Source organism: Bailinhaonella thermotolerans (genome assembly GCF_003594875.1).
In the GTDB taxonomy this organism is placed as follows: domain Bacteria; phylum Actinomycetota; class Actinomycetes; order Streptosporangiales; family Streptosporangiaceae; genus Bailinhaonella; species Bailinhaonella thermotolerans.
The window spans coordinates 621,870-646,468 of sequence record NZ_QZEY01000004.1 but is presented as its reverse complement, the minus strand read 5'-3'; the positions used below and the strand labels follow the sequence as shown (position 1 = coordinate 646,468).

The 24,599-nt window shown below is 75.0% G+C and carries 19 protein-coding genes; 5 read left to right on the top strand and 14 right to left on the bottom strand.

The features are described from left to right. Nucleotides 1–9: 9 nt before the first annotated feature. A complete protein-coding gene (locus D5H75_RS15255) occupies nucleotides 10–594 on the bottom strand; it encodes a GlcG/HbpS family heme-binding protein (RefSeq protein WP_119927058.1) in 585 nt (194 codons plus the stop codon). A 175-nt stretch (nucleotides 595–769) separates the two neighbouring features. Here D5H75_RS15255 and D5H75_RS15250 point away from each other — a divergent pair, with 175 nt between their 5' ends. Further along, nucleotides 770–1,903, top strand: a complete 1,134-nt coding sequence (locus tag D5H75_RS15250) for a sensor histidine kinase (protein ID WP_202638169.1) — start codon at nucleotides 770–772, stop codon at nucleotides 1,901–1,903. Further along, a complete protein-coding gene (locus D5H75_RS15245; protein WP_202638168.1) occupies nucleotides 1,900–2,541 on the top strand; it encodes a response regulator in 642 nt (213 codons plus the stop codon). Before D5H75_RS15250 ends, D5H75_RS15245 begins: the two co-directional genes overlap by 4 nt. 139 nt (nucleotides 2,542–2,680) lie before the next feature. Here D5H75_RS15245 and D5H75_RS15240 read toward each other — a convergent pair whose 3' ends face one another. From D5H75_RS15240 to D5H75_RS15215, 5 genes are all read right to left on the bottom strand, one after another. Next, on the bottom strand, nucleotides 2,681–4,009 hold the full coding sequence (locus D5H75_RS15240) for an RNA polymerase sigma factor (RefSeq protein ID WP_422673820.1): 1,329 nt from the start codon (nucleotides 4,007–4,009) through the stop codon (nucleotides 2,681–2,683). After that, a complete protein-coding gene (locus D5H75_RS15235; RefSeq protein WP_119927057.1) occupies nucleotides 3,982–4,401 on the bottom strand; it encodes a YciI family protein in 420 nt (139 codons plus the stop codon). Before D5H75_RS15235 ends, D5H75_RS15240 begins: the two co-directional genes overlap by 28 nt. A 276-nt stretch (nucleotides 4,402–4,677) precedes the next feature. Continuing rightward, entirely contained in the window at nucleotides 4,678–5,613 is a 936-nt protein-coding gene (locus tag D5H75_RS15230) for a hypothetical protein (RefSeq protein ID WP_202638167.1), read from the bottom strand. A 198-nt stretch (nucleotides 5,614–5,811) separates the two neighbouring features. Further along, entirely contained in the window at nucleotides 5,812–6,720 is a 909-nt protein-coding gene (locus D5H75_RS15220) for a DNA-3-methyladenine glycosylase family protein (protein WP_119927054.1), read from the bottom strand. Nucleotides 6,721–6,885: 165 nt separating this feature from the next. Then, entirely contained in the window at nucleotides 6,886–8,283 is a 1,398-nt protein-coding gene (locus D5H75_RS15215) for an amino acid permease (protein ID WP_119927053.1), read from the bottom strand. Nucleotides 8,284–8,681: 398 nt separating this feature from the next. Here D5H75_RS15215 and D5H75_RS15210 point away from each other — a divergent pair, with 398 nt between their 5' ends. Further along, nucleotides 8,682–9,830, top strand: coding sequence for a lipase family protein (locus D5H75_RS15210; RefSeq protein WP_202638166.1), 1,149 nt, complete (start codon nucleotides 8,682–8,684; stop codon nucleotides 9,828–9,830). 92 nt (nucleotides 9,831–9,922) lie between these two features. Here the strand turns inward: D5H75_RS15210 and D5H75_RS15205 are convergent, their stop codons facing one another. Beyond that, on the bottom strand, nucleotides 9,923–10,369 hold the full coding sequence (locus D5H75_RS15205) for a MarR family winged helix-turn-helix transcriptional regulator (protein ID WP_202638165.1): 447 nt from the start codon (nucleotides 10,367–10,369) through the stop codon (nucleotides 9,923–9,925). 64 nt (nucleotides 10,370–10,433) lie between these two features. On the opposite strand from D5H75_RS15205, the gene D5H75_RS15200 reads away from it, so the two are divergent. Continuing rightward, nucleotides 10,434–11,669, top strand: coding sequence for a multidrug effflux MFS transporter (locus D5H75_RS15200; RefSeq protein WP_242454248.1), 1,236 nt, complete (start codon nucleotides 10,434–10,436; stop codon nucleotides 11,667–11,669). Between the two features lie 49 nt (nucleotides 11,670–11,718). Here the strand turns inward: D5H75_RS15200 and D5H75_RS15195 are convergent, their stop codons facing one another. After that, nucleotides 11,719–14,949 carry an ATP-binding protein gene (locus tag D5H75_RS15195; protein WP_119927050.1) on the bottom strand — a complete coding sequence of 1,077 codons (3,231 nt, stop codon included), beginning with the start codon at nucleotides 14,947–14,949 and terminating at the stop codon, nucleotides 11,719–11,721. Nucleotides 14,950–15,119: 170 nt separating this feature from the next. On the opposite strand from D5H75_RS15195, the gene D5H75_RS15190 reads away from it, so the two are divergent. Beyond that, nucleotides 15,120–15,611, top strand: a complete 492-nt coding sequence (locus D5H75_RS15190) for a hypothetical protein (protein ID WP_119927049.1) — start codon at nucleotides 15,120–15,122, stop codon at nucleotides 15,609–15,611. A gap of 105 nt (nucleotides 15,612–15,716) precedes the next feature. Here the strand turns inward: D5H75_RS15190 and D5H75_RS15185 are convergent, their stop codons facing one another. From D5H75_RS15185 to D5H75_RS15160, 6 genes are all read right to left on the bottom strand, one after another. Next, on the bottom strand, nucleotides 15,717–16,148 hold the full coding sequence (locus D5H75_RS15185) for a hypothetical protein (RefSeq protein ID WP_119927048.1): 432 nt from the start codon (nucleotides 16,146–16,148) through the stop codon (nucleotides 15,717–15,719). Between the two features lie 301 nt (nucleotides 16,149–16,449). Next, nucleotides 16,450–17,766: an alpha-L-fucosidase gene (locus D5H75_RS15180; protein WP_202638164.1), complete on the bottom strand. Its 1,317-nt coding sequence runs from the start codon at nucleotides 17,764–17,766 to the stop codon at nucleotides 16,450–16,452. Between the two features lie 29 nt (nucleotides 17,767–17,795). Then, complete coding sequence (locus D5H75_RS15175; protein ID WP_202638163.1) at nucleotides 17,796–20,066, bottom strand: right-handed parallel beta-helix repeat-containing protein; 2,271 nt, start codon at nucleotides 20,064–20,066, stop codon at nucleotides 17,796–17,798. Then, complete coding sequence (locus D5H75_RS15170) at nucleotides 20,063–21,496, bottom strand: M1 family metallopeptidase (protein WP_119927046.1); 1,434 nt, start codon at nucleotides 21,494–21,496, stop codon at nucleotides 20,063–20,065. Before D5H75_RS15170 ends, D5H75_RS15175 begins: the two co-directional genes overlap by 4 nt. Further along, a complete protein-coding gene (locus tag D5H75_RS15165) occupies nucleotides 21,493–22,899 on the bottom strand; it encodes a M60 family metallopeptidase (RefSeq protein ID WP_147425154.1) in 1,407 nt (468 codons plus the stop codon). Before D5H75_RS15165 ends, D5H75_RS15170 begins: the two co-directional genes overlap by 4 nt. After that, nucleotides 22,896–24,578 (bottom strand): extracellular solute-binding protein, encoded by a 1,683-nt coding sequence (locus D5H75_RS15160; RefSeq protein WP_119927044.1) that lies wholly within the window; start codon nucleotides 24,576–24,578, stop codon nucleotides 22,896–22,898. The genes D5H75_RS15165 and D5H75_RS15160 overlap by 4 nt, the downstream gene beginning before the upstream one ends. Nucleotides 24,579–24,599: the final 21 nt, after the last annotated feature.

The following is a 24,599-nucleotide window of genomic DNA, read 5'->3' as shown; positions in this document are numbered from 1 at the left end:
GCTCCCTCTCTAGTTCAGCCCGCCCTCGACGGCGCGCAGGCCCGCCTGGGCGATGGCCTCGTCGATGGAGCCCTGGGGGGCGCCGCCGACGCCGATGCCCGCGATCGGGGCGCCGCCCGACGCCACCGGGACGCCGCCGGCGAGGAACAGGGTGCCGGGGATGTCGCGGATCGTCACGCCCTCGCCGCCCGCGCCGCCGGCCAGCCGCGAGGTGGGCTGGCCGAAGCCGGCCGCGGTGAACGCCTTGCGCCGGGCCGACTCCTCCGTCTGCGGTCCGGCGTTCTCGGTCTTGAGGATCAGGCGGGTGACGCCGGAGCGGTCCACGACCGCGATCGTGACGCGCTGGCCGCGCTTGCCCGCCTCCTTGAGGGCGGCGTCGCCGATGCGCAGCAGGGCGTCCGCGCTCAGCACGCGGGTCTGGGCGACGGCTCCCCCGCCCGCGGGCGCGGCCTTGGCCGGGGTGGTCTTCGCCGGGGCCGCCTTGGCGGGGGCGGCGGCCGGGGCGGCCTGGGCCGCGGAGATCCCGATCGAGCCGAGCACGAGGGCGAGGCCCGAGGTGGCGAGCACGCCGCGGGTGATGGTGGTCTTCTTCATGGTGGTCCCCCGTCTCTCGGGAATTCCTGACCTCTTCAGCCTGCCGGGCGGATCCGCGGCCGGGGTCGGGCGATCGTCTCGGACCGGACGTCCGTCCGTACGACACCGGGATTCAACCGATCGGTTGACACGCGGGGCCCATGGGAGCGCGCGGACCGGGGATAACGTGGCCATCATGACGGGGGCCGAGCAGCGCATCCTCACCGCCATGCACGCGGGGTTCTTCCTGCTGCTGGCGGCCTCCGCCGCGCGCCTGGTGACCCGGCACGGCGTGCACGCGGAGACCGGCCTGCGCCTGGCGCTGTGCGTGGCCCTGGCCGTGGTGTACGCCGCCGGGGTGATCGCCTGGCCGGGGCTGCGCGGCCCCGGGCCCCGGGTCTGGCTGGGCGTGGTGATCGCGCTGTGGGCCACCCTGGTGATCGTCGCGCCCAGCTTCGCCTGGTGCGCGGTCCCGCTCCAGTTCACCGCGCTGCGGCTGCTGCCGCCGCGCGCCGTGGTCGCGCTGGCCGCCGTCCTCACCGCGCTGGTCGCCTTCGCGCAGGCGCGGCTGTCGCGGCAGCTCGACCCGAGCATGATCCTCGCGCCGGTCGCCGTCGCCATGATGATCACGGTGATCTTCATGACGCTCCAGCGGCTCGTGGACGACCTCGTCCAAACCCGCGGCGAGCTGGCGGCGGCGCAGCGCGCGGCCGGGGTGATGGAGGAGCGCGCCCGGCTGTCCCGGGAGATCCACGACACGCTCGCGCAGGGCCTGACCAGCACCCGCCTCCTCCTCCAGGCCGCCGACCGCGCCTGGACGGCCGACCCCGCCTCCGCCCGGGGATACGTGCGGCGGGCGGAGCGGGCCGTGGGCGCGAACCTCGCCGAGGCCCGCCGCTTCGTGCGCGACCTGGCCCCGCCCGACCTGGACGCCGGGTCGCTGCCCGCGGCGCTGCGCGCGCTGGCCGGGCGGGCGGCGGCCGAGGGCGGGTTCGCGGTGGAGTTCCGCGCCGAGGGCGGGGAGTACGCCCTCGACGGCGACACCCAGGCGGCGCTGCTGCGGATCGCCCAGGCCGCGCTGGCCAACGTGCGCGAGCACGCCGGCGCGGGGCGCGCCGTGCTGACCCTGACCTACCTCGACGACGAGGTGACCCTCGACGTGCGCGACGACGGCGCCGGTTGGGACGGGGAGGCGCCGCCGCCGGGCCGGGGGCACGGGCTGCCCGCGATGCGCCACCGCGCCGAGGCCCTGGGCGGGCGGCTCGTGGTCGAGAGCGCCCCGGGCGAGGGCACCGCCGTGGCCGCCGCGATCCCCAGGAGGCGCCCGTGACGGGCGAGACGATCACCGTCCTGATCGTGGACGACCACCCGGTGGTCCGGGCGGGGCTGCGCGCGCTGCTCGACGGGGAACCCGACCTGGAGGTCGCCGGCGAGTCCGCGACCGGCGAGGACGCGGTCTCCCGCGCGGCGGCGCTGCGCCCGGCCGTGGTGCTCATGGACCTCCAGCTCGGCGGCGGCATCGACGGGGTGGAGGCCATCGGCCGCATCCGCGCGCTGCCCGATCCGCCCCGGGTGCTCGTGCTGACGACGTACGACTCCGACGCCGACATCGCCCGAGCGGTGGACGCCGGGGCGATCGGCTACCTGCTCAAGGCGGGCCCGCCCGAGGAGCTGTTCGCCGGGATCCGCAGCGCGGCGCGGGGCGAGACGGCGCTGTCGCCTTCCGTGGCCACCCGTCTCATGCGCCGGGTGCGCGAGCCCGCGCCCGTGCTCTCCCCCCGCGAGACCGAGATCCTCACGCTGCTCGCCAGGGGCCTGTCGAACAAGCAGATCGCCAAGGCCCTGTTCGTCAGCGAGGCCACGGTCAAGACGCACCTCGTGCGGGTCTTCGCCAAGCTCGGCGTGGACACCCGCACGGCGGCCGTCACCGCCGCCGTCGAACGCCGCCTGATCCGCCTCTCCCCCTGAACTGCCCTCTCCTCTGAACCGCCTCTTCCCCTGAGCCGCCTGTCCCGACCGCCTGTCCCCCCGAGCCGCCTGTCCCCCTGAGCCGTCGCGCCACCCCGCGCCGGCCGCGCCCCGCCCGCCGTGCCGGGGCCGCGGATCGTCAGCGGCCGGGGGCGGGCTCGCCCGGGCCGAGGGCGTGGAGCTTGCGTTCGAGGAGGGCGCGCTCGCGCTCGTTGGCGCACAGCCGTACGGCTCGCGCCAGCTCGGGGCGGGCCTCGGCGGGGCGGCCCAGCCGGGTGAGGAGCTCCCCCCGGACGCTGGGCAGCAGGTGGGAGTCCGCCAGCGCCCCGGCGGCCACCAGGCCGTCCACGATCGGGAGCGCGGCGGCCGGGCCCTGGGCCATGGAGACCGCCACCGCCCGGTTGAGCTCGACCACCGGTGAGGGGGCCAGGCGGCCCAGCGCCTCGTAGAGGAGCACGACGCGCTCCCAGTCCGTGGCGGCGACCGAGGGGGCGACGGCGTGGCACTCGGCGATCGCGGCCTGCAGGCCGTACGCGCCCAGGCCACGCCCGGCGGCCTCGGCGCGGGCCAGGGCGGCGCGGCCCCGGCGGATCCCGGCGCGGTCCCAGCGGCGGCGGTCCTGGTCCTCCAGCAGCACGGGCTCGCCGTCGGGGCCGGTCCGCGCGGGGAAGCGCGCCGCCGTGAGTTCGAGCAGCGCGAGCAGGCCGTGGACCTCGGGCTCGCCGGGCATCAGGCGGCTGAGCACCCGGGCCAGGCGCTGGGCCTCCCCCGCGAGGTCGAACCGGATCAGATCGCGTCCCGAACTGGCCGACGAGCCCTCCGTGAAGATCAGGTAGATGACGCTGAGCACGGAGCCGAGCCGCGCGGCGCGCTCCTCGGCCGGCGGCACCGCGAACGGCACGCGCGCCGCCCCGAGGGTCTTCTTCGCCCGGGTGATCCGGGCCTGGACGGTCGCCGTGGGGACCAGGAGCGCCCGGGCTATCTCGTCGCTCGTGAGACCGCCGACGACCCGCAGGGTCAGCGCCACCCGGGACTCGCGGGACAGCACCGGGTGGCAGGCGATGAACATCAGCGCCAGCACGTCGTCGTCGATCTGGTCGGGGTCCCACCGCACCTCGCCGGCCGGGGCGGCGAGGGCGGCGCCGCCCTCGTCCAGGTCGCGGGCGAGGGCGGCGTACCGCTCGTCGAGGGCCGCGCGGCGGCGGAACGCGTCGATCGCGCGCCGCCGCCCCACGGTGAGCAGCCACCCGGCGGGGTTGCGGGGGACCCCCTCGCGCGGCCAGGTCACCAGCGCCTCGGCCAGCGCCTCCTGGGCGAGGTCCTCGGCCAGCGCGAAGTCGCCGGTGTAGCGCGCGAGGGCGCCGACGATCCGCGCCGACTCGATGCGCCAGACCGCGGCGACGGCCTCGCGCCCCGCCGGGCCGGGCGAGCCCTGCCCGGTCAGAGCTGACCCGTGGCCTCGCGCCACTCCCGCTCCTTCTTGATCCACTCGTTGTCCTGGGGGAACTCGTCGATCGTGGTGACCCGCCGGATCTCGGTCTTGAAGCCGGGGCCGGCCATCGGGAGCCGCTTGGCCCACTCGACCGCCTCCTCCTTGGAGGCGACGTTGAGGATGTAGAAGCCGCCGAACAGCTCCTTGGTCTCGCCGTACGGGCCGTCGCTGACGACGGGCGGGTCGGAGGAGTAGTCGACGACGACGCCCTGGGAGGCGTCGTCGAGACCTTCCGCGGCGACGAGTACCCCGGCCCGGATCATCTCGTCGTTGAACCTGCCCACGGTCTCGATCATCTGGGTGAAGTCGACGTCCGCCATCTTCGCCATGCCCTCGTCCGTGGCCCGCATGATCAGCATGTACTTCACGGCTGTTCCTCCTGGATCGTCCGGGCCCGTCTCCCGGGCCCCTGTCATCCGTAGGTCGAACGGGAATCCCCCGGATCGACGCGGCCGGCGGATTTCTCCGGAGAATCTTCGGGGCGCGGCCCTCCCGGCGTCCACCCGCGCGGCCGATCCGGCGCGCCGCGCCTGCCGTACGCCCGTGACCGGCGGCGGCGTCCGGCGGCAGCGGGCCACGACGAGCGACGACGGGGGGCGGCGACGGCGGGCGGGGGGCGGCGGGCCGGCCGCCCGGGGCCGGGCTCAGGCGGCGGGGTAGAGCTCGGACGGGGCGTGCTCGTAGGCCGCCAGGGTCTCCAGGATGTGGCGGGTCTCCAGGACCTGCTGGATCTCCGTGGTGAAGAAGCCCTCGTAGGCCGCGGGCGGCTGCTCGGCCGACGAGCTGGGCAGGAATACGCCGGTCACGCCGCCCCGGTCGGTCAGGAGCGCGCGATCCTTGCGCAGGAACCAGTCGTACTCCGCGGGGATCTCCTCGGCCAGGATCAGCGACAGCTCGATCCCGGCCGCGAGCTGGTCCGCCACCACGTCCGCCCACCTCGCGGCGTCGCCGGGCGGGAGCACGAGCACCCGCCGCACGCGCAGTCCCGTCCGCTGCGCGTCCTTCTGGATCCGCAGGTAGCGGCGGCCCGGCGGGGTCCGCCAGTACTCCACGTGGGTGGCGCTCAGGACGTGCATCTCGACGAAGTCCGCCAGGCCGCTGGACCGGAAGGCACGCTCGGTCCTGCGGTCCATGGTGGTACGGCCCTCGGCCAGGTTCCGCAGCCGGGCCCGGAACTCGCGCTGCTGGTCCTCCAGGATCCACAGCATGAAGACGCTGTTGCGCTCCTCGGCGCGGCGCCAGTCCTCGGCCACCCCCACCAGGAAGTCGTGGCACGCGGGCGAGGCGTCCCCCAGCGCCTTGAGCGAGGCCAGCACGTCGGCCAGGCGGCGCTGCGTCTCCAGCAGCCCGGCCTCGCGCTCGCGCTGCCGTTCCACGGCCTGCTCGATCCGCAGGTAGGCGTCCACCACGACCGTCAGGACCATCCCGCTGATGGCGATGACCGCGCCGACCCGGAGCAGCACGCCGCCCTGGTCCACGACCACGGAGACGACGCCCAGCCCCAGCGCGACCAGCAGGCCCCACCCGAGCCTGCCCTTCCACCACGGCCTGTGGCCCTCATTCCGCGCAGCGCTCTCCACGGCCTCGCCTCGCGTCTCCCAGCCGGTCCGGCTCTGCCCAGGTTCCCCCGCGAACCTCCCCCTGGCAATCCCCTCCCCCTCCTCACCTCGGCCCCGCGCCCCGGCCTGCGCGGGCGTGCCCCGTCAGTCCATCAGCCCGGCCCGCCAGCCCCAGGAGGCGATCGCGACGCGGTTGAGGGGAATCCCGTGGACGCGCGGTCAGCGGGGGCGGGGCGGCGGCGGGGGTGGTTCCGGGGGCGCGGCGTAGCCGGCGGCGCGGAAGAGGAAGGAGGCCCAGGAGCGGTAGGGGCGCCAGGACTCGGCGATCCGCCGGTACGCGGAGCGGGGGGCGTCCTCGGGGAGGTCGTAGGCCTCGCGGAGGAGGGCGAAGAGCCGGGGCTCGTCGCCGGGGAACGCGTCGGGGGCGCCGGCCCCGCGGATGAGGATGAGCCCGGCGGAGAACGGGCCGACGCCGGGGAGGGCGCGCAGCTCCGCCAGGGCCTCCTCGGGCGGGAGGCTGCGCAGGTGCTCGGTCGTGAGGAGGCCGTCGAGGGCGGCGCGGGCCAGGCCCCTGATCCACTCCTCCTTCTGGTGCGGCAGGCCCAGGCCGTCCGCGTCCACGAGCGCCTCCGGGGCGGGGAAGGCGTGGACCTCCGCGCCGTCGAGCACCACTCTCGCGCCGAAGCGGGCGGCGATGCGCCCCTTGATGCTCGCGGCGACGACGCCGGACGAGCGCTGGACGATCACCGCCCAGCAGGCGGCCTCCCAGGGGCTCCAGAAGCACACCGGGCGCAGGCCCGGCGCGGCCCGCTGGAGGTCGCCGACCACCGGGTCGGCCTCGCCGACGGCGGCGAAGCCGGTCCCGTCCACGTCGAGGGAGAGGATGCGGGCGATCTCCCCGCGCAGCTCCGGCCCGGCCGGGCGCGTGGTGGTGACGTCCACGCCCTCCGCGGACTCCGTGACCGTCACGCCGACCGGGCGCCGATCGTGCTCGGCGCAGTAGGCGAACCGCAGCGCCCTCCCGTCGGCGGGCAGCCCCCGGGTGGGCGGCCAGTCCTCGGTGAACCGCAGCACCGCGCCGAAGGAGTACGGCCCCGCGGGGGTCAGCGTGAATCGGTCCGTGGTCATGCGCGTAGGGTACGGCGTCGCCCCGACAGCTCAGGGCGGCGCCGGGACGGCTCCGGACGACGCCGGGGACGGCCCGGCCCGCCACCGGGGACGGGCCGGGCCGAGCCGCGCGGGGTCGCTCGTCGGGGATCGCCGATTCAGGACCGGCGGTTCCGGACCGGCGGTTCAGGACCCGCGGTTCAGGACGGAGTGACGGCGGCTGTAGGCGAAGTAGATCACCAGGCCGATGAGGAACCAGACGCCGAAGCGGAGCCAGGTCATCACGTCGAGGAAGGTGATCAGCCAGAGGGAGAACAGCACGCCGACCGCGGGGACGACCGGCATGCCCGGCGTGCGGAACGTCCGCGGGAGGTCGGGGCGGCGGTACCGCAGCACGATCACCGCCACGCAGACGACCACGAACGCCAGGAGGATGCCGATGTTCGTGAGCTCGGCGGCCTCACGGATCGGGAGGAATCCGGCGATCACCGCGGAGGCGGCGCCCACGATCCAGGTGACGCGGGAGGGCACCCGCCGTACCGGGTGGAGCTTGGCGAACCACCGCGGCAGGAGGCCGTCGCGGCTCATCGAGAACCAGACCCGGGTGACGCCGAGCATGAACGTGAACATGACCGTGAGGATGCCGACGATCGCGCCGACCGCGATCACGGACGCCAGGCCGGACAGGCCCACCGAGGCGAAGGCGGAGGAGAAGCCGCTCTCGGGGTCGATGTCGCTGTACTTCTGCATCCCGGTGAGCACGAGCGTCGCCAGGACGTACAGGACCATGGAGATGACCAGGGAGTACACGATCGCCTTGGGCATGTGGCGGCGGGCATCGCGCGACTCCTCGGCCGCCGTGCTCATCGCGTCGTAACCGAACACCGCGAAGAAGACGGTCGCGGCGCCGGTGATCGCCCCGCCCACGCCGTACGGGAAGAACGGGGTGTAGTTGCCGGTCTTGACGTGGAAGAAGCCGACCACGATGACCAGCAGCACCACGGCGACCTTGACGGCCACCACGAACGTCTCGAAGCGGGCGGCGGCCCGGATGCCCAGGTTGAGCAGGAACGCGATGAGCAGGCACAGCAGCGCCGCGAAGAGGTCGACGACGTGCCCCTCGCCGGTGCCGGGCGCGCCGAGCATCCACGGTGGCAGGTGGAAGCCGAGCTGCTGCACGAGGAAGCCGAAGTAGCCGGAGATGCCGATGGCCACGACCGCGACGATCGCGGTGTACTCCAGCAGCAGGTCCCAGCCGATGAACCAGCCGACGATCTCGCCGAGCACGGCGTACCCGTAGGTGTAGGCCGAGCCCGCCTTGGGGATCAGCCCGGCGAACTCGGCGTACGACAGCGCCGCCGCCGCGCTCGCGATGCCCGCCAGCAGGAACGACACCAGGACCGCGGGGCCGGCGGTCTCGTTCGCCACCGCCCCGGCCAGGGCGAAGATCCCCGCCCCGATGATCCCGCCGACCCCGATCGCGGTGAGCTGCCACAGCCCCAGCGATCTGGACAACTCTCCCTCGTGCTCGGAAGCGATCTCCTCCACCGGCTTCCGCCGGAAGACCCCGCGCGACCCGACCATGACGCCTCACAAATCGATCTTCAAAAGGTGTGCGTCGGTAGTTCCCGCACACCCTCTATCCATGCCGGAAATCCTGGTTCAACAAGATCGCATACGCGGCGGCGCGCCACATCGCCGCCCCCTTCCTTGTGCCGCCGATGCCGCCACCGGCGCCCGGGGCCGAATCCGCAGCGGGCGGGGGCCGCCTGGGCGGGGTTGACGGGGGCGGGGTTGACGGGGGCGGGGTTGACGGGGGCGGGGTTGACGGGGGCGGGGTTGACGGGGGCGGGGGTTGACGGGGGCGGGGGACGGGTGGCCGTTACGGGACAGAATTGGGTATTGACTGCGAGTTACCCTCGGGTAATCATCCTCTCGCGGCGCCGCCTTTCCTGAGTGGACCTCATCGAGAGGGGCGGCACATGAAGGTTCGTGTCCGCGTCAGCATGCTCACTGCCCTCCTCGCGGTCGCGGCGCTCGTCGCGATCCCCGGTCCCGCGCGGGCGGCGACGGCGGGGGACGTCGTCTCCGCGCAGCCGACCACCGTCTACCTCCTGCCGGGCAAGGTGCTGGAGGTGCCGGTCAACGCCTGGCACGTCCTGTACCGCTCGACGTCCGCCACCGGCGCCGCCAACACGGTCTCGGGGACGCTGCTCGTGCCCAAGTCCGCCTACCCGGCCGGGGCGCGGCCGATCATCGGGTACGCCGTCGGCACGCACGGGCTCGGCGACCAGTGCGCGCCGTCGGTCAGCATGCGCGAGGGCCGCGAGGCCGAGCTCGCGCTGATCAGCCTCTTCCTGCTCAAGGGGTTCGCGGTCGCCGTCACCGACTACGAGGGCCTGGGCACGCCGGGGCAGCACACGTACATGGCGGGGATCTCCCAGGGGCACGCGGTGCTCGACTCGATCAGGGCGGCGACACGGATCCCGGCGGCCGGCCTGTCGGCACGGGCCCCGGTCGCCGTGATGGGCTACTCCCAGGGCGGGGCCTCCGCCGGATGGGCGGCGCAGTTGCAGCCGTCGTACGCGCCCGAGCTGCGGCTGCGGGGCGTCGCGGCGGGCGGTGTCCCGGCCGACCTGCGGGACGTCGCGCTGCACCTGGACGGGTCGCCGAACTTCGGCCTGGCCGCCGCGGCCGGGGTGGGGCTGGACGCCGCCTATCCCGAGCTGGACCTGGAGGCCGACCTCAACGAGCGCGGCCGGGCGCTGCTGGCCGACGCCGCCGACGACTGCGTGGGCGAGCTGGGCAAGCTCGCCGGGCTCCGCTTCGCCGACCTGACCACGCGCGACCTGCTCAACCAGCCGAAGTGGGTGGCCAGGATGAACGAGAACCGGCTGGGCGCCCTGCCCCCGCGCGTGCCGATGTTCCTCTACCACGCCCGCGGCGACGAGATCATCCCGCACGCCGTGGGCGCCGAGCTGCGCGCGGAGTACTGCGCGGCCGGCGTCACCACCCGCTGGGCCTCCCTGCCCGCGCAGAACCACGTCGCCGGCGCGGTCGAGGGCGGCCCGCTCGCCATCGAGTGGCTGACCCTCCGCCTGCTCGGGCTGCCCGCCCTGAGCGACTGCTAGCACCCGTGCGGCTGAGCGCGGGCCCCTCCCCCGGGGGTCCGCGCGAGCCGTACGCGAGCCGTACGCGGGCCGCGCACCAAGGGCGCACGGACTCACACGCGGTCGCGGAGGGCGGTGTCCAGGGCGCGGAGGGCGGGGATCGCGCGAAGGAGCGCGTCGCGGTGGGCGGCGGGGAGGGTGTCCAGGGCCTCCTCCAGGAGGCCGGCGCGGGCCCGCTCCAGGAGCAGGGCGTTGCGGACGGCCAGGGGGGTGGGCAGCACGCGGGCCGCGCGGCGGTCGGCCGGGTCGCTCACGCGCTCGACCAGCCCGGCCTCGGCGAGGCGGCGCAGGCCCGCGCTGACGTTGCTCGGCTTCATGCGCAGTTCGGCGGCGATCTGGCCGGGGCTCACGCCCGGCTCCCGCACGACCAGGCGCACGATGTCGGCCTCGCTCTCCGGCAGCGGCTCCACCGCCGCGGCGCGCCTGCCCGCGCGGAGGAGGTCCCGGTTGAGGTCGCGCAGCACGGCGCCGAGCGCGTGGAGGCCGGAGCTGTTCTCCATGGTCTCCATGCTACATTATTTATGTATGCATAAATAATGATTTGGTGACAGGAAGAACCCTCACGTGACACCCCCCGCCGCGCGGACCGGCGTCTCCGGCCCGCTCCTGCTCGTGCTCGCGCTGCTGTCGGCGATGGCGCCGTTCTCGACGGACATGTACCTGCCCGCGTTCACCGCGCTGGCCGAGGACATGGGCACCACCGCCTCGGCCGTGCAGCTCACGCTGACCGCGTTCTTCGTCGGGCTCGCCACCGGGCAGCTCGTCATCGGGCCGCTGTCGGACCGGTTCGGCCGCCGGCCGCCGCTGCTCGTCGCGACGGCGTTCGCCACGCTGGCCTCCGCCGCGTGCGCGCTCGCGCCGGAGATCTGGGTCCTGATCGCGGCGCGGTTCGTCCAGGGGTTCGCCGGGGCGGCGGGCATCGTCATCGCCCGGGCCGCCACCGCCGACCGCGTGTCGGGCACCGCCGCCGCGCGGGTGTTCTCGCTGCTGGCCAGCATCGGCGGCCTGGCCCCCGTCGTCGCCCCGCTCGCCGGCGGCGTGCTCGTGCCGTTCGGCTGGCGCGCCGAGTTCTGGGCGCTCACGGCGATCTGCGCGCTGATGCTGCTCGGCTCCCTGTTCGTCGTCGGCGAGTCGCTGCCGCCGGAGCGCCGCCACGGCGGCGGCCTGGCGGCGACCGGCCGCAACGTCCGCCGCCTGCTCGCCGACCGGGGGTACGTCGGCTACGTCCTCGCCTACGCGCTCGGCTTCGGCGGTCTCATGTCGTACATCTCGGCCTCGCCGTTCGTGATCGAGGGCGTCCTCGGCCTGTCCACCACGGCGTACACGGTCGCCTTCGCGGTCAACGCCCTGGGCATGGTCGCGACCGGCCTCATCGGGGCCCGCCTCGTCACCCGGTTCCGCCCGCGCGCCCTGCTCACCGCCGGGCAGACCCTCCTCCTCACGCTGTCGGCGGCGCTCCTCGCGGCGATCGCGCTCGGCGCGCCCGCCCCGGTCGTGCTCCCGATCCTGTTCTTCCTGGTCAGCTCAGTCACGTTCATCCTCGGGAACGGCTCGGCCCTCGCCATCGGCCGCGCCCCCTGGGCCGCCGGCACCGCCGCCGCCGTGATGGGCGCGCTGCAGTTCGCCGTGGGCGCCCTCGTCTCCCCCCTCGTGGGCGTCGCCGGCGAGGACACCGCGCTCCCCATGGCCGTCTCCCTCGTGGTGACCGCCGCGCTGAGCCTGACCGCCCGCCTGCTGACCCGGGGCGCGCCCGACCCCGCCCCCTCTCCCGCCCGCGAGGACGTCCTCACCACCGCCTGACCCTCCCCCCGGTACGACTGCGCCGGGCGGTACGCGCTCGCCCGGCCGGCTAGGAGGCCGGTCCGGCGAGGAGGGCGCCGGCGCGGTGGCGGTCGTAGGGGGCGGACAGGCGGGTCGCGGCGGACAGGGCGTGCCCGGCCGCCGCGCGGGCGGCCCTCCGGTTCCCGGCCGACGCCAGGACCAGGGCGCGGGCCCAGCCGATCCGCGCGGCGGCGCCGGGGTTGCGGGACTCGTACCTCCTCAGCCGGGAGAGGAGGAGGCGGATCGCCGCGCGGTCCGGAGGCCCGGGGAGGGCGGCGAGGAGTTCGGCCAGCCCGGCCCAGCCCTCCAGCATGCCGCGCGGCCCGGGCGGCAGCCGTACGGCCAGCGCGAGCGCCCTCGCCACGGTCTCGCGGGCCAGGGCCACCCCCGCCTCCCGGGACGGCGGAGCCGCGCCGGACGGCGGAGCCGGAGCGGGCGGCGGGGCGGGGCCGCCGTGGAACAGGGCGAGGCGGGCGGAGGCCGTGAGCAGGCGGATCTCCTGGACGAGCGGCATGACCGGGCCGTCGCGGAGGCCGAGCTCGCGCTCGCGGTCGCGGCGGCGGGCGGCGGACTCGCGGGCGGCGGCCAGGATCGCCGCGATCTCCTCCGGCCGCGCGCCCTCGACCCGGAGCAGGGCCTCGGCCTGGCCGAGCAGGCCCCAGTGGCGGCCGATGTGGTCGCCGCCGACGCGGGCCGCCGCCTGCTCGGCCGTCGCGGCGTACAGCGAGGCCGCCTCGGGGAAGTCGCCCCGCCAGAGCGCGGTCTCGGCGAGCATCCCGGCGCAGCTCTCGGCGATGCGCGGGGTGAGGGTGCGGGCGCGGCACTCGGTGAAGGAGCGCCGGGCCTCCTCGAACGCGCCCGAGTGCAACTGGTCCACGCCCCGGGCCAGGCGGGCGCGGGTGGCCGGTTCCGCCGGGCCGTCGAGGCACGCCAGCGCGCGGTCGGCGAGCGCGCCGTACCGGGCGGCGAGGCGGTGGCGGCCGGCGACGCGGGCGATCGTGGCGAAGTTGGCGTACGCCTCGGCCTTCAGCGCCGGGTCCGCCGCCCGGTCGGCGGCGTTGAGCTGGCGGAGCGCGGCCGCGACCATCGCGGGGACGTCCTGCCGGTGGTACGCCAGCAGGGCCAGGAGCGTCAGCGCCTGCGCCGCCTCCGGCCCCGAGGCGTCCGCGCGGCCGTACGGCAGGAGGCGGTGGGCGGCCTGCCGCACGCCCGCGGCGAGCGCGGCGGCGGCCAGGCGCGGGCGGGAGTCCGGGAGGGGTTCGCCCAGGACGGCCAGGGCCTCGCGGGCCAGGCGGGCGGACTCCCGGTCGCGGGCGAGGTGGTGGTCGCCGACCGCCGCCATCCAGAGCCGGCGGGCGCGCAGGTGCGGGGGCGCACCGGCGCGGGCGAGGCCGCGGCGGGCGACGGCGCCGGCCTCCTCGTACAGGCGCAGCCGCAGGCACAGCGTCCAGTACAGGTCGAGGAAGGCCGGCTCCCGGGCCACCGCCGAGGCGAGCCGGATGTTGTCCAGCTCCGCGCCGAGCACGCGGGTGACCTCGGCGTCGGCGGCGTCCTGGAGCGCGGCGGCGTGCTCGCCCAGCAGGCGGTCGAAGTGCGCGGCGTGCCGTCCGCGCAGCTCGTCGCGGCGACCCGGGTCCAGGCGGGCGGCGGCGAAGCCCTGGATGAGGGGGTGCGCGGCGTACCGCCCGGACGGCGTGAGCTCGATCAGGCTGTGGTCCACGAGGCGGACCAGCACCTCCGGCCGGGTGCCCGCGACCTCCAGCGCCGCGCGCGGCGTGCACCCGCCGCCGAACACCGACAGCGCCGCCAGCGCCTCCCGCGCGGCCGGGTCCAGCAGCCCCCACGAGGTCTCGAAGACGGTCCGCATGCACGCGTGCCGGGGCCGCACGGCGGGCCCGCCGGCCGCCAGCAGCCCGGGGCCCGCGCCGAGCCCGCGGGCCAGCTCGGCGCAGGGGACCGCCCGGAGCAGGGCCGCCGCCAGCTCGATCGCCAGCGGCAGGCCGGCGGTCGCGGCGCAGATCGCGGCGACGTGCGCGGCCTCCCGCTCCGGGTCGAACGCCGGGCACGCCCGGGCCGCGCGCGCCGCGAACAGCGCCTCGGCGTCGCCGTCCGGCAGCCCCTCCACGCGCATGGTCGCCTGCCCGGCCACGCCGGGCCGCCGCCGGCTCGTCGCCAGGACCCGCACGCCGGGCGCCGCGCGCAGGATCGCGCCCACGACGGCGTCAAAGGCGGGCAGGTGCTCCAGGTTGTCCAGCACGAGCAGCAGGCCCTTCCGCCGGGCGAGCGCCGCGAGCAGCAGCTCCAGCGCCGGCCGCGCCGGGGACAGGTCCACGCCCAGCCGCCGCGCCAGCGTGGTGACGGCCGCGTCCGCGCCCACCCCGGCGAAGGACACGAACGCGACCTCCCCCGTCTCGGGCGGCTCGGCGGCGGCGATGGCGAGCCGGGTCTTGCCGACGCCGCCGGGGCCGAGGAGGGTGACGGCGCGGTGGCGCGCGAGGAGGGCGCGGACCCGGCGTATCTCGGCGGCGCGGCCGATCAGGCCGGTTCCGGGGACGGGCGGGGCCGGACGGGGCGCGAGGCGGGGCAGGAGCCGCCGCCAGGCCGCGACCGTCTCGGGGGACGGGGCGACGCCCAGGTCGGCGGACAGGCGGCGGCGCAGGTCCTCGTAGCAGGCCAGGGCCCCGGCGCGGTTGCCGGTGGCGGCCAGGGCGCCCATCAGCAGGCGGTGCGCCTCCTCGTCGTACGGGTCCAGCGCGGTCACGACGCGCGCCAGCCGTACCGCCTCGGGGGACGGGGCGGCGCGGACGAGCAGGTCGCGCAGGAGGCCGCGCACGTGGCGGCGCTCGGCCTCGACCCAGCCGGCGAACGCGGGCGCGTCGCAGAAGGAGACGCCGTCCATGAAGTCGCCCCGCCACAGCCGCAGCGCCTCCCCGGCCGACGACGCCCCGGCGAGGAGGCGGCGGTCCACGAAGCAGCCGTCGCCGGCGCGGAACCGCACGTGGTCGCGGGTGACGTCGAGCCAGTCCCCCACCTCGCGGCGCAGCTCGGACAGCGCCAGGCGCAGGCTGCCCCGGGCGTTGGCGTCGGGCCGCTCGCCCCACAGCAGGGCGGCCAGCTCGGCCCGGGGACGCGCGCCGGAGGCGGCGGCGAGGTGGCACAGCAGGGCGCGGGCCTTGGCGGAGCGCACGCGCAGGGGCGTCCCGCCGAGGGTCAGTTCCGGCGGGCCGAGCAGCAGCAGGGTCAGCGAGTCGGCGGGCACGGATGGACGGTACGGCGGCGCGGCTCCGCCCACTGCGTAAAAAGCCACACAAGTCATGACTTATAGCGGCGCTGAGCTGGGGTCTCACGGTGCGCTAACGGCGGCTTCCCCATCGTTGGGACACGTTCCGCGACGGTCGCGGGACGTCCGAGAGCCCAGGAGGAGTACAGATGCGCTCTCACAAGCTGATCACCGGCCTGGCCCTGGCCGCTGGCCTCACCGCCCCCGTGGCGCTCACCGCGGCCCCGGCGGGGGCCCAGGCGCTGGCGAGCATGTGCCGGGTCGAGCTGTACGACATCGACGCCTTCGACATCGCGGAACGGGACGGCGAGGACGAGCTGCGCTTCTCGGTCGGCGGCAACCTCTTCCCCCGCTTCAACGCGAACTTCTTCGACATGCGCAACGGCGACGACGGCGACCCGGCCGACTTCGAGAACCCCGCCACGACCGTCTCCAGCACCGGCAGCGCCGGCTTCAGCCTGCGCGAGGTGGACCCGCCCATCGTCGGCTCCGGCGACGACCTGGGCACCGTCACCGCCTCCGGCCCCACCCACTGCGCGCCCCTCGCCGTCGGCGGCGTCGCCTACGTCGAGGACTACCTCGAAGGCGCCGCCCCCACCTGGTACTCCTACCGGGTCAAGCTCAAGGTCACCGGCCTCTGACCCACCCCGCCCCCCCGGCCCCGCCCCTCCCCGGGCGGGGCCGCCCCGCGCCGTCCGGCGGGCGCCCCGCCCGGGTCGCGCCGGATCGGCTCACGCGTGATCGGCTCAGGCGCCCTCTCCGTAGTAGCGGTCGTAGACCGCCGACCAGGCGGCGGGCGAGAAGTCCGCGAAGTCGCCCGCCGCCTCGCAGCCCACCAGCCACTCCAGGACCCCGTCCGGGTCGTCCGCGTCCGGCCGCCCGGCCAGGAACTCCTTGGTCTCGGCCAGCCCGGCCCCGCACAGGAGCTGGACGTCGATGGAGCAGAAGGAATCCATCCCGCCCGCCGTCTTCGCGTCCCAGATGAGTTCCGCGTCGGCCGGGTCGCCCGCGTTGAACAACTGCACGCTGCCCAGCTTCAGCACGTCGACGTCGACGTCCCAGGGATCCGCCTCCGGGCCGGTCTGCTCCCGCAGGATCCGCCGCACCTCGTCGAGCGATTCGCCCTGGGGGCGCAGGCCGTGCCGCCACAGGCTCCGGAACATCGGGGATTCGTCCATCGCGGCAGGTTAGGGCTTGTCCGGGGCGCGGGGGAAGTCCTTTCCCGCCCGGTCTCCGTCCAGTTCGTCGCCGGCCGCTTCGCCGAGGACCTGCTCTTCGGCCTCGCCCAGGCCGTCGAGGACCGCGCCCCGGCCCTCACCCCCGGCCTCCCCGCCTGACCCTCCGTACGGCGGGCGCCGGGTCCCGCGCCCGCCGTACGGACCGGACCTCGGCGGGGCGCGCGACGGCGGCGCCCGGCGGCGTCAGACGGCCGCCGGCGGCGTCAGGCGTCGGGGCGGCGTTCAGGCGTCGGGGCGGCGTTCAGGCGTCGCGGAGGAACAGTTCGATGACCGGGACGGCGACGTCGGGGCGGGTCACCGGGAGCTGGAGGGTGAGGGTGTCCTCCGGGAGGCCGCGCAGGTACAGGTGGCCGGGCTGGGCGGGGTCCACCCGGAGCGGCTGTACCTCTGAGGCGTCGTGGAGGAACTGGGCGTACTCGACCCGGCCGGCCAGGCCGTCGAGGTGGACGTGCTTCAGCGGCCAGGCGAACAGGTGCAGGTAGAGCCGGTCGCCGCGGAGGGTGTACCGGCAGTCGGGGGGCGGCGTGAGGCCGGGGGCCGCCCCGGCGCCGTGGATGGAGCGGGAGTGCAGGCTCATCCAGTCCCCGATCTCGCGCAGCCGCCCGACGGCCCGCGGCCCGAACCGGCCGCGGCCGTCGGGGCCGACGTTGAGCAGCATGTTGCCGCCCTTGGAGACGTTGTCCACGAGCATGCGGATCAGCAGGTCGGCGGGCTTCCAGTCGAGGTTGTCGCGGTCGTGGCCCCAGCTCCCGTTGAGCGTCTGGCACGACTCCCACGGCACCCCGCCGGTCGTCCCGCCCTGCGGCATCACCTGCTCCGGCGTGGTGAAGTCGCCCGAGCCCAGGTCCAGCCGGTTGTTGATCATGATCCCCGGCTGGAGCTCCTTCACCAGGTCGAACAGCTCCCGCGACCGCCACTCGTCCCGGCCCTTGGCGCCGAGGCCGCGCCCCGGGTAGGAGAAGTCGAACCACATCAGGTCGACCGGCCCGTACCCGGTCAGCAGCTCCCGCACCTGGCCGTGCAGGTAGTCCGCGTACTTGCGGACGTCCCGGGGCGCCGCGCGCGTCTCCTCGTCGTCCCGCTGGGGGTGGTAGAGGTCGACGGGGAACTCCGGATGGTGCCAGTCGAGCAGCGAGTGGTAGAACCCGATCCGCATCCCGCGCCTCCGGAACGCCTCCACCAGCGGCGCGAGCAGGTCCCTGCCGTACGGCGTCCGCGTCGCCTTGTAGTCCGTCAGCGCCGAGTCCCACAGGCAGAAGCCCTCGTGGTGCTTGGTCGTGACCACGACGTACCGCATCCCCGCGTTCGCCGCCTCCTCGGCCCACGCCTCCGGGTCGTACAGGTCGGGGTCGAAGTGCCGGAAGTACCGGTCGTAGTGCTCGTCGTCCAGCCGTTCGTAACTCTTCACCCACTCGTGCCGCGCGGCCAGCGAGTACAGCCCCCAGTGCAGGAACAACCCGAACCGCGCCTCGGTGAACCAGCTCATCTCCCACCACTCCCGCTCGGACGGGGTACGGCGGAGCGCCCGCGCGCCCCGCCGTACCGGATCAACCCGCATCGGCCCGGATCAGTTCGGGCCGGCCCGGCTCACGGCCGTACGGCCACGCCGGACAGGCCCACGCGCCCGGTGCCCGTCAGCCTGATCCTGACGTACCGGCCCTCGGCGCCGACGGTCACGAGCGACGGGCGCAGCGCCCTGCCCGCGACGGGCACCATCCGCGCGCCGGCGAAGTCGGCGGTCGCGGCGACCTGGACCTCGAAGCCCGCCGTGGTCATCGAGGCGTCGTTCCAGATCTCCACGGAGCCGACGCGCCGCACGGACCCGAGGTCCACCTGCCACCACGCGCCCGGCTCGCTCCTGGTGCGGCTGTCGGTCACGATCGAGCCGTCCACGGCGAGCCCGGCCTCCGCCGCGCCCTCGGTGGAGGACTGCGACGCGACGCCGTCCCGTGCCAGGTCGGGCGCGAGCCGCTCGACCTCGCCCGAGCCCGGCGACGCGCCCGCCCGCCGGGCCACCTCCAGCGCCTCGGGCGGCAGCTCGCGCAGGGAGGTGTGGTTGTCCACCATCTGGGAGCCGCGCCCGGACAGCGCCGGCGCGGTGGTGTCGGTCCAGTTGTGCCGGGCGATGTTCTCGACGCCGTACCCGGCCCAGTTGGACACCCACTTGTACGCGACCCGGGTGATCACGTTGCGCTCGACCCGGATGTGCGAGCTCTGCTCGTCGAGGTAGACGCCGTTGCCGTCCCGCTCGGTGTTGCCGAAGGCGGAGCGGTTGAGGTAGTTGCCGGAGATGACCGTGCCCGGCTGCGGCCCCTGGGTGTAGATCGCGCCGCCGTCGTGCTGGTCGAACTCCACCATCATCGCGTCCACCACGCGGTTGTTCGTGATCTTGTTGTCGCGCAGGACCGGCTCGCGCGCCTCCGGCTGGTTCCAGCCCCACCCGACCGAGATGCCGGAGTAGGGCAGCTTCTCCAGCGTGTTGTGGTCGATCGTCAGCTCGGCCTCGTACCCCGCCCAGATGCCCACGGCGTCGGTGTACTCCACGCCCGTGTGCCGGATCGTGTTGTACGACACCGTGTTGCGCAGCCCGGTCAGCTCCGGCTCCGGGTTCGGCTCCATGTCGCCGACGTACACGGCCCCCGACGACAGGTCGGTGAAGCGCGAGCGGGTCACCGACGAGTCCTGGGTGCCGCGTTCGAGGATGACCCCCGCGCCGCCGAGCCGGGTGAACGCCGCGCCGTCCACCGTCACGTTCCGGCCGCCGCGCACCACCACGGCCGCGGCCGGCTTGGTGTAGAACCGGCCCGCGTGGTCCACCGGACCCGTCGCGCCGGTGAGGGTCAGGCCCGCCTGGGTCCCGGCGTAGCCCTCGGCCGTGCCCGGCTGCCGGTAGGCGGCGTGGGCGAAGGTCAGCCCCTCGACGCGCACGTCGCGCGCGCCGTCCAGGACCAGCAGGTTCTCGGTGACGGGGGTGACCGCCGTCTCGGGGTCCTCCCCCGGCCGGGGCAGGTACGTCACCGTCCGCGCGGCCGAGTCCCAGGCGAACTCGCCGGGCTCGTCCAGCAGCTCGATCGCGTTCTGGAAGAACGAGACGCCCCGGTAGCGGGAGGAGTCCACGGTGGTGGTGTCCCAGGCGGGACCGGTGCGGCCGGTCCCCGAGGCGGAGTTGCCCCAGCACGGCTGGGCGAAGGTGATCACGTCGCCCTCGACCCCGGTCACGCGGCACTGGTAGTTCCGCCAGCGGACGCGGATCACGGCCTCGGCGTCCGAGGGCCGCTTCCAGGAGGCGATCCCGAGCGCGCGGGCCCCGGTCATGCCGGTCTTCGTGGCGTCGCAGACGTTCGCGGGGCACGCCTCGCCCCGGGCGAGCACGGCCCGCCCGCCGCCGACGAAGAGCTGCCGGGGCGTGACGCCGTCCGGGACCTTCGCGACGACGCGGTCGCCCTCGCGCCTCCAGCCGGTGATCGGGACGCCGCCGTCGAGCACCGGGGTCTGGCCGGGGGCGGCCGCCCACGTGACCGTGTGCCCCCCGGTCCCGGAGTCCCGCGCCCCGAGCGTGAACGGCGCGGTCAGCCGGTAGGTCCCGCCCGCGAGCAGGACCCGGACGTCCCGGTCCATGCCCTCCGCGAGCGCCTGCCGCACCTTGGCCCGCGCGGACTCCAGGGAGCAGGGGCGGGCGGGCGAGCAGGCGGGCCCGGACCCGTCCGGCGCGACGTGGTAGGTCTTCGGCCCGGGGGCCGCCGAGGCCGCGGACCCCGAGGCGGGCACGGAGCCCGATACGGAGGCGGCCGGGGCCGGAGCCGCCTGGGCGAGCACGGCGAGGACGCCCGCCGCCGCCGCGGCCAGGCGGGCCCTCACGGGGCGCTCCAGTCCGGGCGCCGGGGCATCGGCGGGTTCTTCTCGTCGTAGAGCCAGGAGCGCAGGAAGGCGTCGATCCCGGCCCGCTTGGTGATCTTGGCCGTGTGCGCGACGAAGTCCTCGGTGCTCGCGTTGCCGTCCTCGTTGCGCTGGACCCAGGTCCGCATCACGCGGTCGAACAGCGGGTCGTCGCCCAGTTCCAGCCGCAGGGCGTACAGCACCAGCGCGCCGCCGTCGTAGATGTTGTAGCCGCCCAGCCCCTTGGGCCTGCCCGGGGGGCCGTCCTTGGCGCGCACCGCGTCCAGCTTGCCGTACACGGTCCGCATCTTGTCGTCGAGCCTGTCCCAGCCCTGCTCCTCGCCCCAGACGGCCGCGTAGTAGACCGCCGGGCCCTCGTTGAGCCAGGCGTCCTGCCACGTCTTCGGGGTGACCGAGTCGCCGAACCACTGGTGGACCAGCTCGTGGATCATCGTGGTGGTGTACTTCGTGGTGCCGTCGGGCCGGTTGAACCAGTTCGTCCCGAACAGGGAGAGGGTCTGGTTCTCCAGCGCCGCCTTGTACCCGTCGTACACGTGGATGCCGTAGGTGCTGAACGGGAACCTGCCGAACCGCTTCTCCGCCCAGGCGACCTGCTCGCCGGTGAGGTCGGCGATCGGGCCGTACTTCTCCTCCTGGCCGGCCGGGATCACGTGCCGCAGCGGCAGCCCGCGCGGGCCCCGGCCCTCCCGGTAGACGCCCTTGACCACGGCGATGCCGAGCAGTTCGGAGGCCATCGGCTCGCGCGCCTCGAACGTCCAGACGGTCCTGCCGTCCTTCTCGCTCGTGCCGGTGAGGACACCGTTGCCGGTGGCGACGTACCCCGGCGGGGCGCTGACGCGGAAGGTCCAGGTGGCCTTGCCCGAGGGGTGGTCGTTGACGGGCAGGAACGTGTCGGCGCGGCTGGCCTGCGCGGCGGACGCGAAGCCGCCGTCGGAGCCGAAGTTCCAGCCGCTCAGGCCGGCGTACGGCCCGGTGCCGACGCCGTGGTAGGCCACCGTCACGTCGAACGGCCTGCCGTGCCGGAGCGGCTCGGCCGGGGTGACGACGAGTTCGCCGCCGTCGTGGCTCCAGGTCGCGGGCCTGCCGTTCACCGTGATCGAGTCCACGGTGTGCCGGTCGAAGTCGAGATTGAAGCTCGACAGCGCCTGGGTCGCCTTGGCGCGGATCTCCACCTTCCCGGTGAAGGTCTTGGCCACGGGCGTGTAGTCGAAGGTCAGGTCGTAGTGACGGACGTCGTACCCGCCGTTGCCGAGGGTCGGGAAGAGCGGGTCGCCGAGGCCCGGCGACCCGGGCGAGGGGACGTGGGACTCGGGGGCGTCGGCGAGGGCGGCGGGGGTGAGCGCCGCGAGCGACAGGACCGTCGCCGCCGCGGCCGTGGCTACGCGCTTCACGGGCCTTCCTTCAGGGTGCTCGGGTCGACGGTGGGGGCGGGCAGCTTGAGGGCGGCGAGCTCGGCCCTGGCGCGCTCGTCGAGGGGCGCCCCCCAGCGGGCGTAGAAGCCGCTCAGGTCGTGGCCGGCGACACGGCTCGTGTAGAGGGCGAGGTAACGCCAGCGCGTCGCGGTCTCGTCCCACTCCGAGGGCGGCCGCTCCTCGCGGACCAGCCGGTGCACCTTCGGCCAGAACTCCTCGCCGTAGGCCAGCGTGAGCTGCTGGAGCATGACCAGCTTCTCGAACGCGCCGAAGTCCTTGTTGTAGTCGAGCCCCGCGCGGCCCAGCTTCGGCAGCGCCGACTGGTACGGCGTGAGCCCCGTCTTGGCGTCCGGCTTGACCAGGTTGGACGGCAGCCCGTTCGCCTTCTGCGCGGCCAGCGAGTAGAGGTTGACCGTCACCTCGGTCAGGTCGCCGGGCTTGTAGGCCATCTGCTGGAACTGGTGGCCCAGCTCGTGCCAGACGCCCCAGCCGTTGTCGTGCAGTTTCCGCACGCCCAGCAGCCGGTCCATGTACGCCGGGGGGTAGGCGGTGTAGTGGTGGGTGGCGTACGCCGCGACGCCGGGGCGGGTGGCGGGCACCCAGGTGAGGTGGTACCGGTTGGCGTTGGGGGCGTGCAGCGGGCTGGAGCCGTCCAGGCCGCTGACCTTCTCGTGGCCGCGCACGATCCGGTCGAGCAGGCGCAGCGTCTCGCCCTGGTCCTCGTCGCGGTAGAGCAGCGCCGCCTCCCTGCTCAGGGTCAGGATCGTGCGCTCGGAGACCAGCTCCACCCACGGTGTGGGCCGCTCGTCCAGCATCGCCCGCCACTGTTCCGGCGTGGTCCGCCCGAGCACGTAGTGCGGGGCCCGCTGGAACCCGCCCCGGAAGGTCACCGAGGCGGTCTCGCCCGCGCCCGCGAGCGACAGGTACACCAGCCCGCCGCCGGCGTCGGTGACCCTGTTGACCCCGTTCCTGAGCTGGTACGGCCGCGGGGCCCGCTTCTGGTAGGAGTCCCAGTCGCCCACCCACACCTTCGGCGCGGCCGTACCGCCGGAGACGATCTCCAGGGTGCCGCCCGGGGGCAGGTAGAGGCCGGTGGACTCGAAGTCGCTGGCCCGCTGCGTCTGGAACAGCCGCAGCCGCTCGTCCTCGGTCGAGGGCCTGCCGCGCAGCAGCACGTGATGGGGTACGGCGGGCGCCTCCGCGCTCGCGCTCCCGCCGGGCGCGGGAGCGGCGGACTCAGGAGCGGTGGGTGCGGGGACGGTGTTCGCGGGGGCCGTGGGTGCGGGGGCTGCGGGTGAGGGGGCGGGGTCGGCGTGCGCGACCGCGGGGGTGAGGGTGCCCGCGACGAGGACCGCCGCGGCCAGGACACCGGCTCGGTTCAATTCTTTCCTCCGCTCTTGGCCTGGGCGTAGGCCTGCTCCAGTTCCTTGCGCGCCTGCTCGCCGCCGGCCGCCAGCCAGTCCTTGACGAGCTTGTCGTAGTCGCTCATCGGCGCCCGGCCGACGACGATCGAGGTGATCCGGTCGGACTTGAGGGTGCGGAGGGCCTCGTATCTGCCCTGCCAGGCCGGGGAGTACAGCCCCAGTTCGGCGCTCTGCACCGCGCGGGGGATCATCCGGGTCATGGCCGCGTGGGCGTGCTCGGCCACCGCCTTGGAGGTCGGCTCGTAGATGGAGTACGGCGGGGCGAGCCACCAGCTCCAGGGCAAGGAGGCGACCTCCTTGGTGCCCTGCTCGGTGAGGATCGGGTTGCCGTTCCCGTCGCGCTTGTGGTGCACGCCCTCGACGCCGTACCGCAGCAGCGTGTACTCCTCGCTGCCGAACGGCGAGGCGAAGAAGTCGGCCAGGCGCAGCAGCTCCTTGACCCTGCCCTCGTCGGCCTTCTTCAGCATCACGTAGCTGAAGTTGATGTTGTTCGTGAAGACCGTGGACTCCGGCGTGAACGGCACGAACGGGCGGACGTCGTAGTCCGCGTTCACCCGCGCGAGCGTCTGCGCGTAGCCGTTGGGGCCGTAGTAGGCGGGCAGGCCGTCGTAGGTGAGGGCGGCCTTGCCGGCGCCGAACTCGGTCTTGCGCTGCGTCGGGTTGAAGCCCTCCGAGCCCGGGTAGTAGCAGCCGGCCTCGTACAGTCTGCGGGCGAACTCGACGGCCGCGCGGTACTGCGGCGACTCCAGGTCGGCGGTGAACTTCCCGCTGGCCGGGTCGACCTTCCACTCGAAGGGCGCGCCGAAGAGCTGCGCGAAGATCGTGATGTTCATCGACGCGCCGGTGTAGGAGACGACGCCCCACACCTTCTCCTTGGGCCTGGTCACCTCCTTGAGCGCGTCGAACAGGTCGTCGGTCGTCCTGAGGTCCGTCGCGCCCGCCTTCTCGAACAGGTCGTGGCGGTAGAACCCGGCCCCGCCGATGAGCGCGCGCGGGATGGGGATGCCGTACAGCTTCCCGCCGACCGTGGCGTCCTTCCAGTGGATCTGCCCGATGTTGGCGAGGTTGGGGTACGCCTTGACGGCGTCGCCGGAGATGTGCGGGGCCAGGTGGGCGCACTGGGAGGCGGCGAAGGCCGGCAGGTTGGTGATCCCGGCGAGGTCGTCGTAGACGAACATGTCGGGGAGCTGACCGCCCGCGACGGTGGTGTTGAACTTGGCGCCCCAGTCGGAGGTGGGGACGATCGTCAGGTCGAGCGTCCCGCCCGCGCGCTTCTCGACCTCCCGCCAGGCGGCGTTCTCGGCCCGGCCCGGCCCGAGCGGCGCGAACGTCTGGGCCATGATCTTGACGTTGCCGCCGCCGAGCGGGGGCCTGGCCACGCCCTTGGTGAGCTGCCGGGGATAGCTGAAGTAGCCGGGCGGCACCCCCTGCGCGGTGCCGGGCAGGTCGGGGGTGACCGGGGGGATCGGGACGTGCGCCGGCAGCACGTCGCTGATCGCGCCCGCCTTCCGCACGGCGCCTCCCCCGCCGCCGCCGCAGGCGGCCAGCAGCGGGCCGCCTCCCGCGGTGAGCAGGGCGGCGCCGGCCGCGGCGCGGAGGAATCCGCGCCGGTCCATGCCCGCTCGGTTGCTGGACATGTCGTTCTCCCTTCGAATGCG

Excerpts from the sequence above, each read along its gene's own strand:
- D5H75_RS15205 (WP_202638165.1), bottom strand. The coding sequence starts at position 10,369 with ATGGAGAACAGCTCCGGCCTCCACGCGCTCGGCGCCGTGCTGCGCGAC.
- D5H75_RS15220 (WP_119927054.1), bottom strand. The coding sequence starts at position 6,720 with ATGACCACGGACCGATTCACGCTGACCCCCGCGGGGCCGTACTCCTTC.
- D5H75_RS15190 (WP_119927049.1), top strand. The coding sequence starts at position 15,120 with ATGCGCTCTCACAAGCTGATCACCGGCCTGGCCCTGGCCGCTGGCCTC.
- D5H75_RS15210 (WP_202638166.1), top strand. The coding sequence starts at position 8,682 with ATGAAGGTTCGTGTCCGCGTCAGCATGCTCACTGCCCTCCTCGCGGTC.
- D5H75_RS15250 (WP_202638169.1), top strand. The coding sequence starts at position 770 with ATGACGGGGGCCGAGCAGCGCATCCTCACCGCCATGCACGCGGGGTTC.
- D5H75_RS15255 (WP_119927058.1), bottom strand. The coding sequence starts at position 594 with ATGAAGAAGACCACCATCACCCGCGGCGTGCTCGCCACCTCGGGCCTC.
- D5H75_RS15180 (WP_202638164.1), bottom strand. The coding sequence starts at position 17,766 with ATGCGGGTTGATCCGGTACGGCGGGGCGCGCGGGCGCTCCGCCGTACC.
- D5H75_RS15185 (WP_119927048.1), bottom strand. The coding sequence starts at position 16,148 with ATGGACGAATCCCCGATGTTCCGGAGCCTGTGGCGGCACGGCCTGCGC.
- D5H75_RS15215 (WP_119927053.1), bottom strand. The coding sequence starts at position 8,283 with ATGGTCGGGTCGCGCGGGGTCTTCCGGCGGAAGCCGGTGGAGGAGATC.
- D5H75_RS15160 (WP_119927044.1), bottom strand. The coding sequence starts at position 24,578 with ATGTCCAGCAACCGAGCGGGCATGGACCGGCGCGGATTCCTCCGCGCC.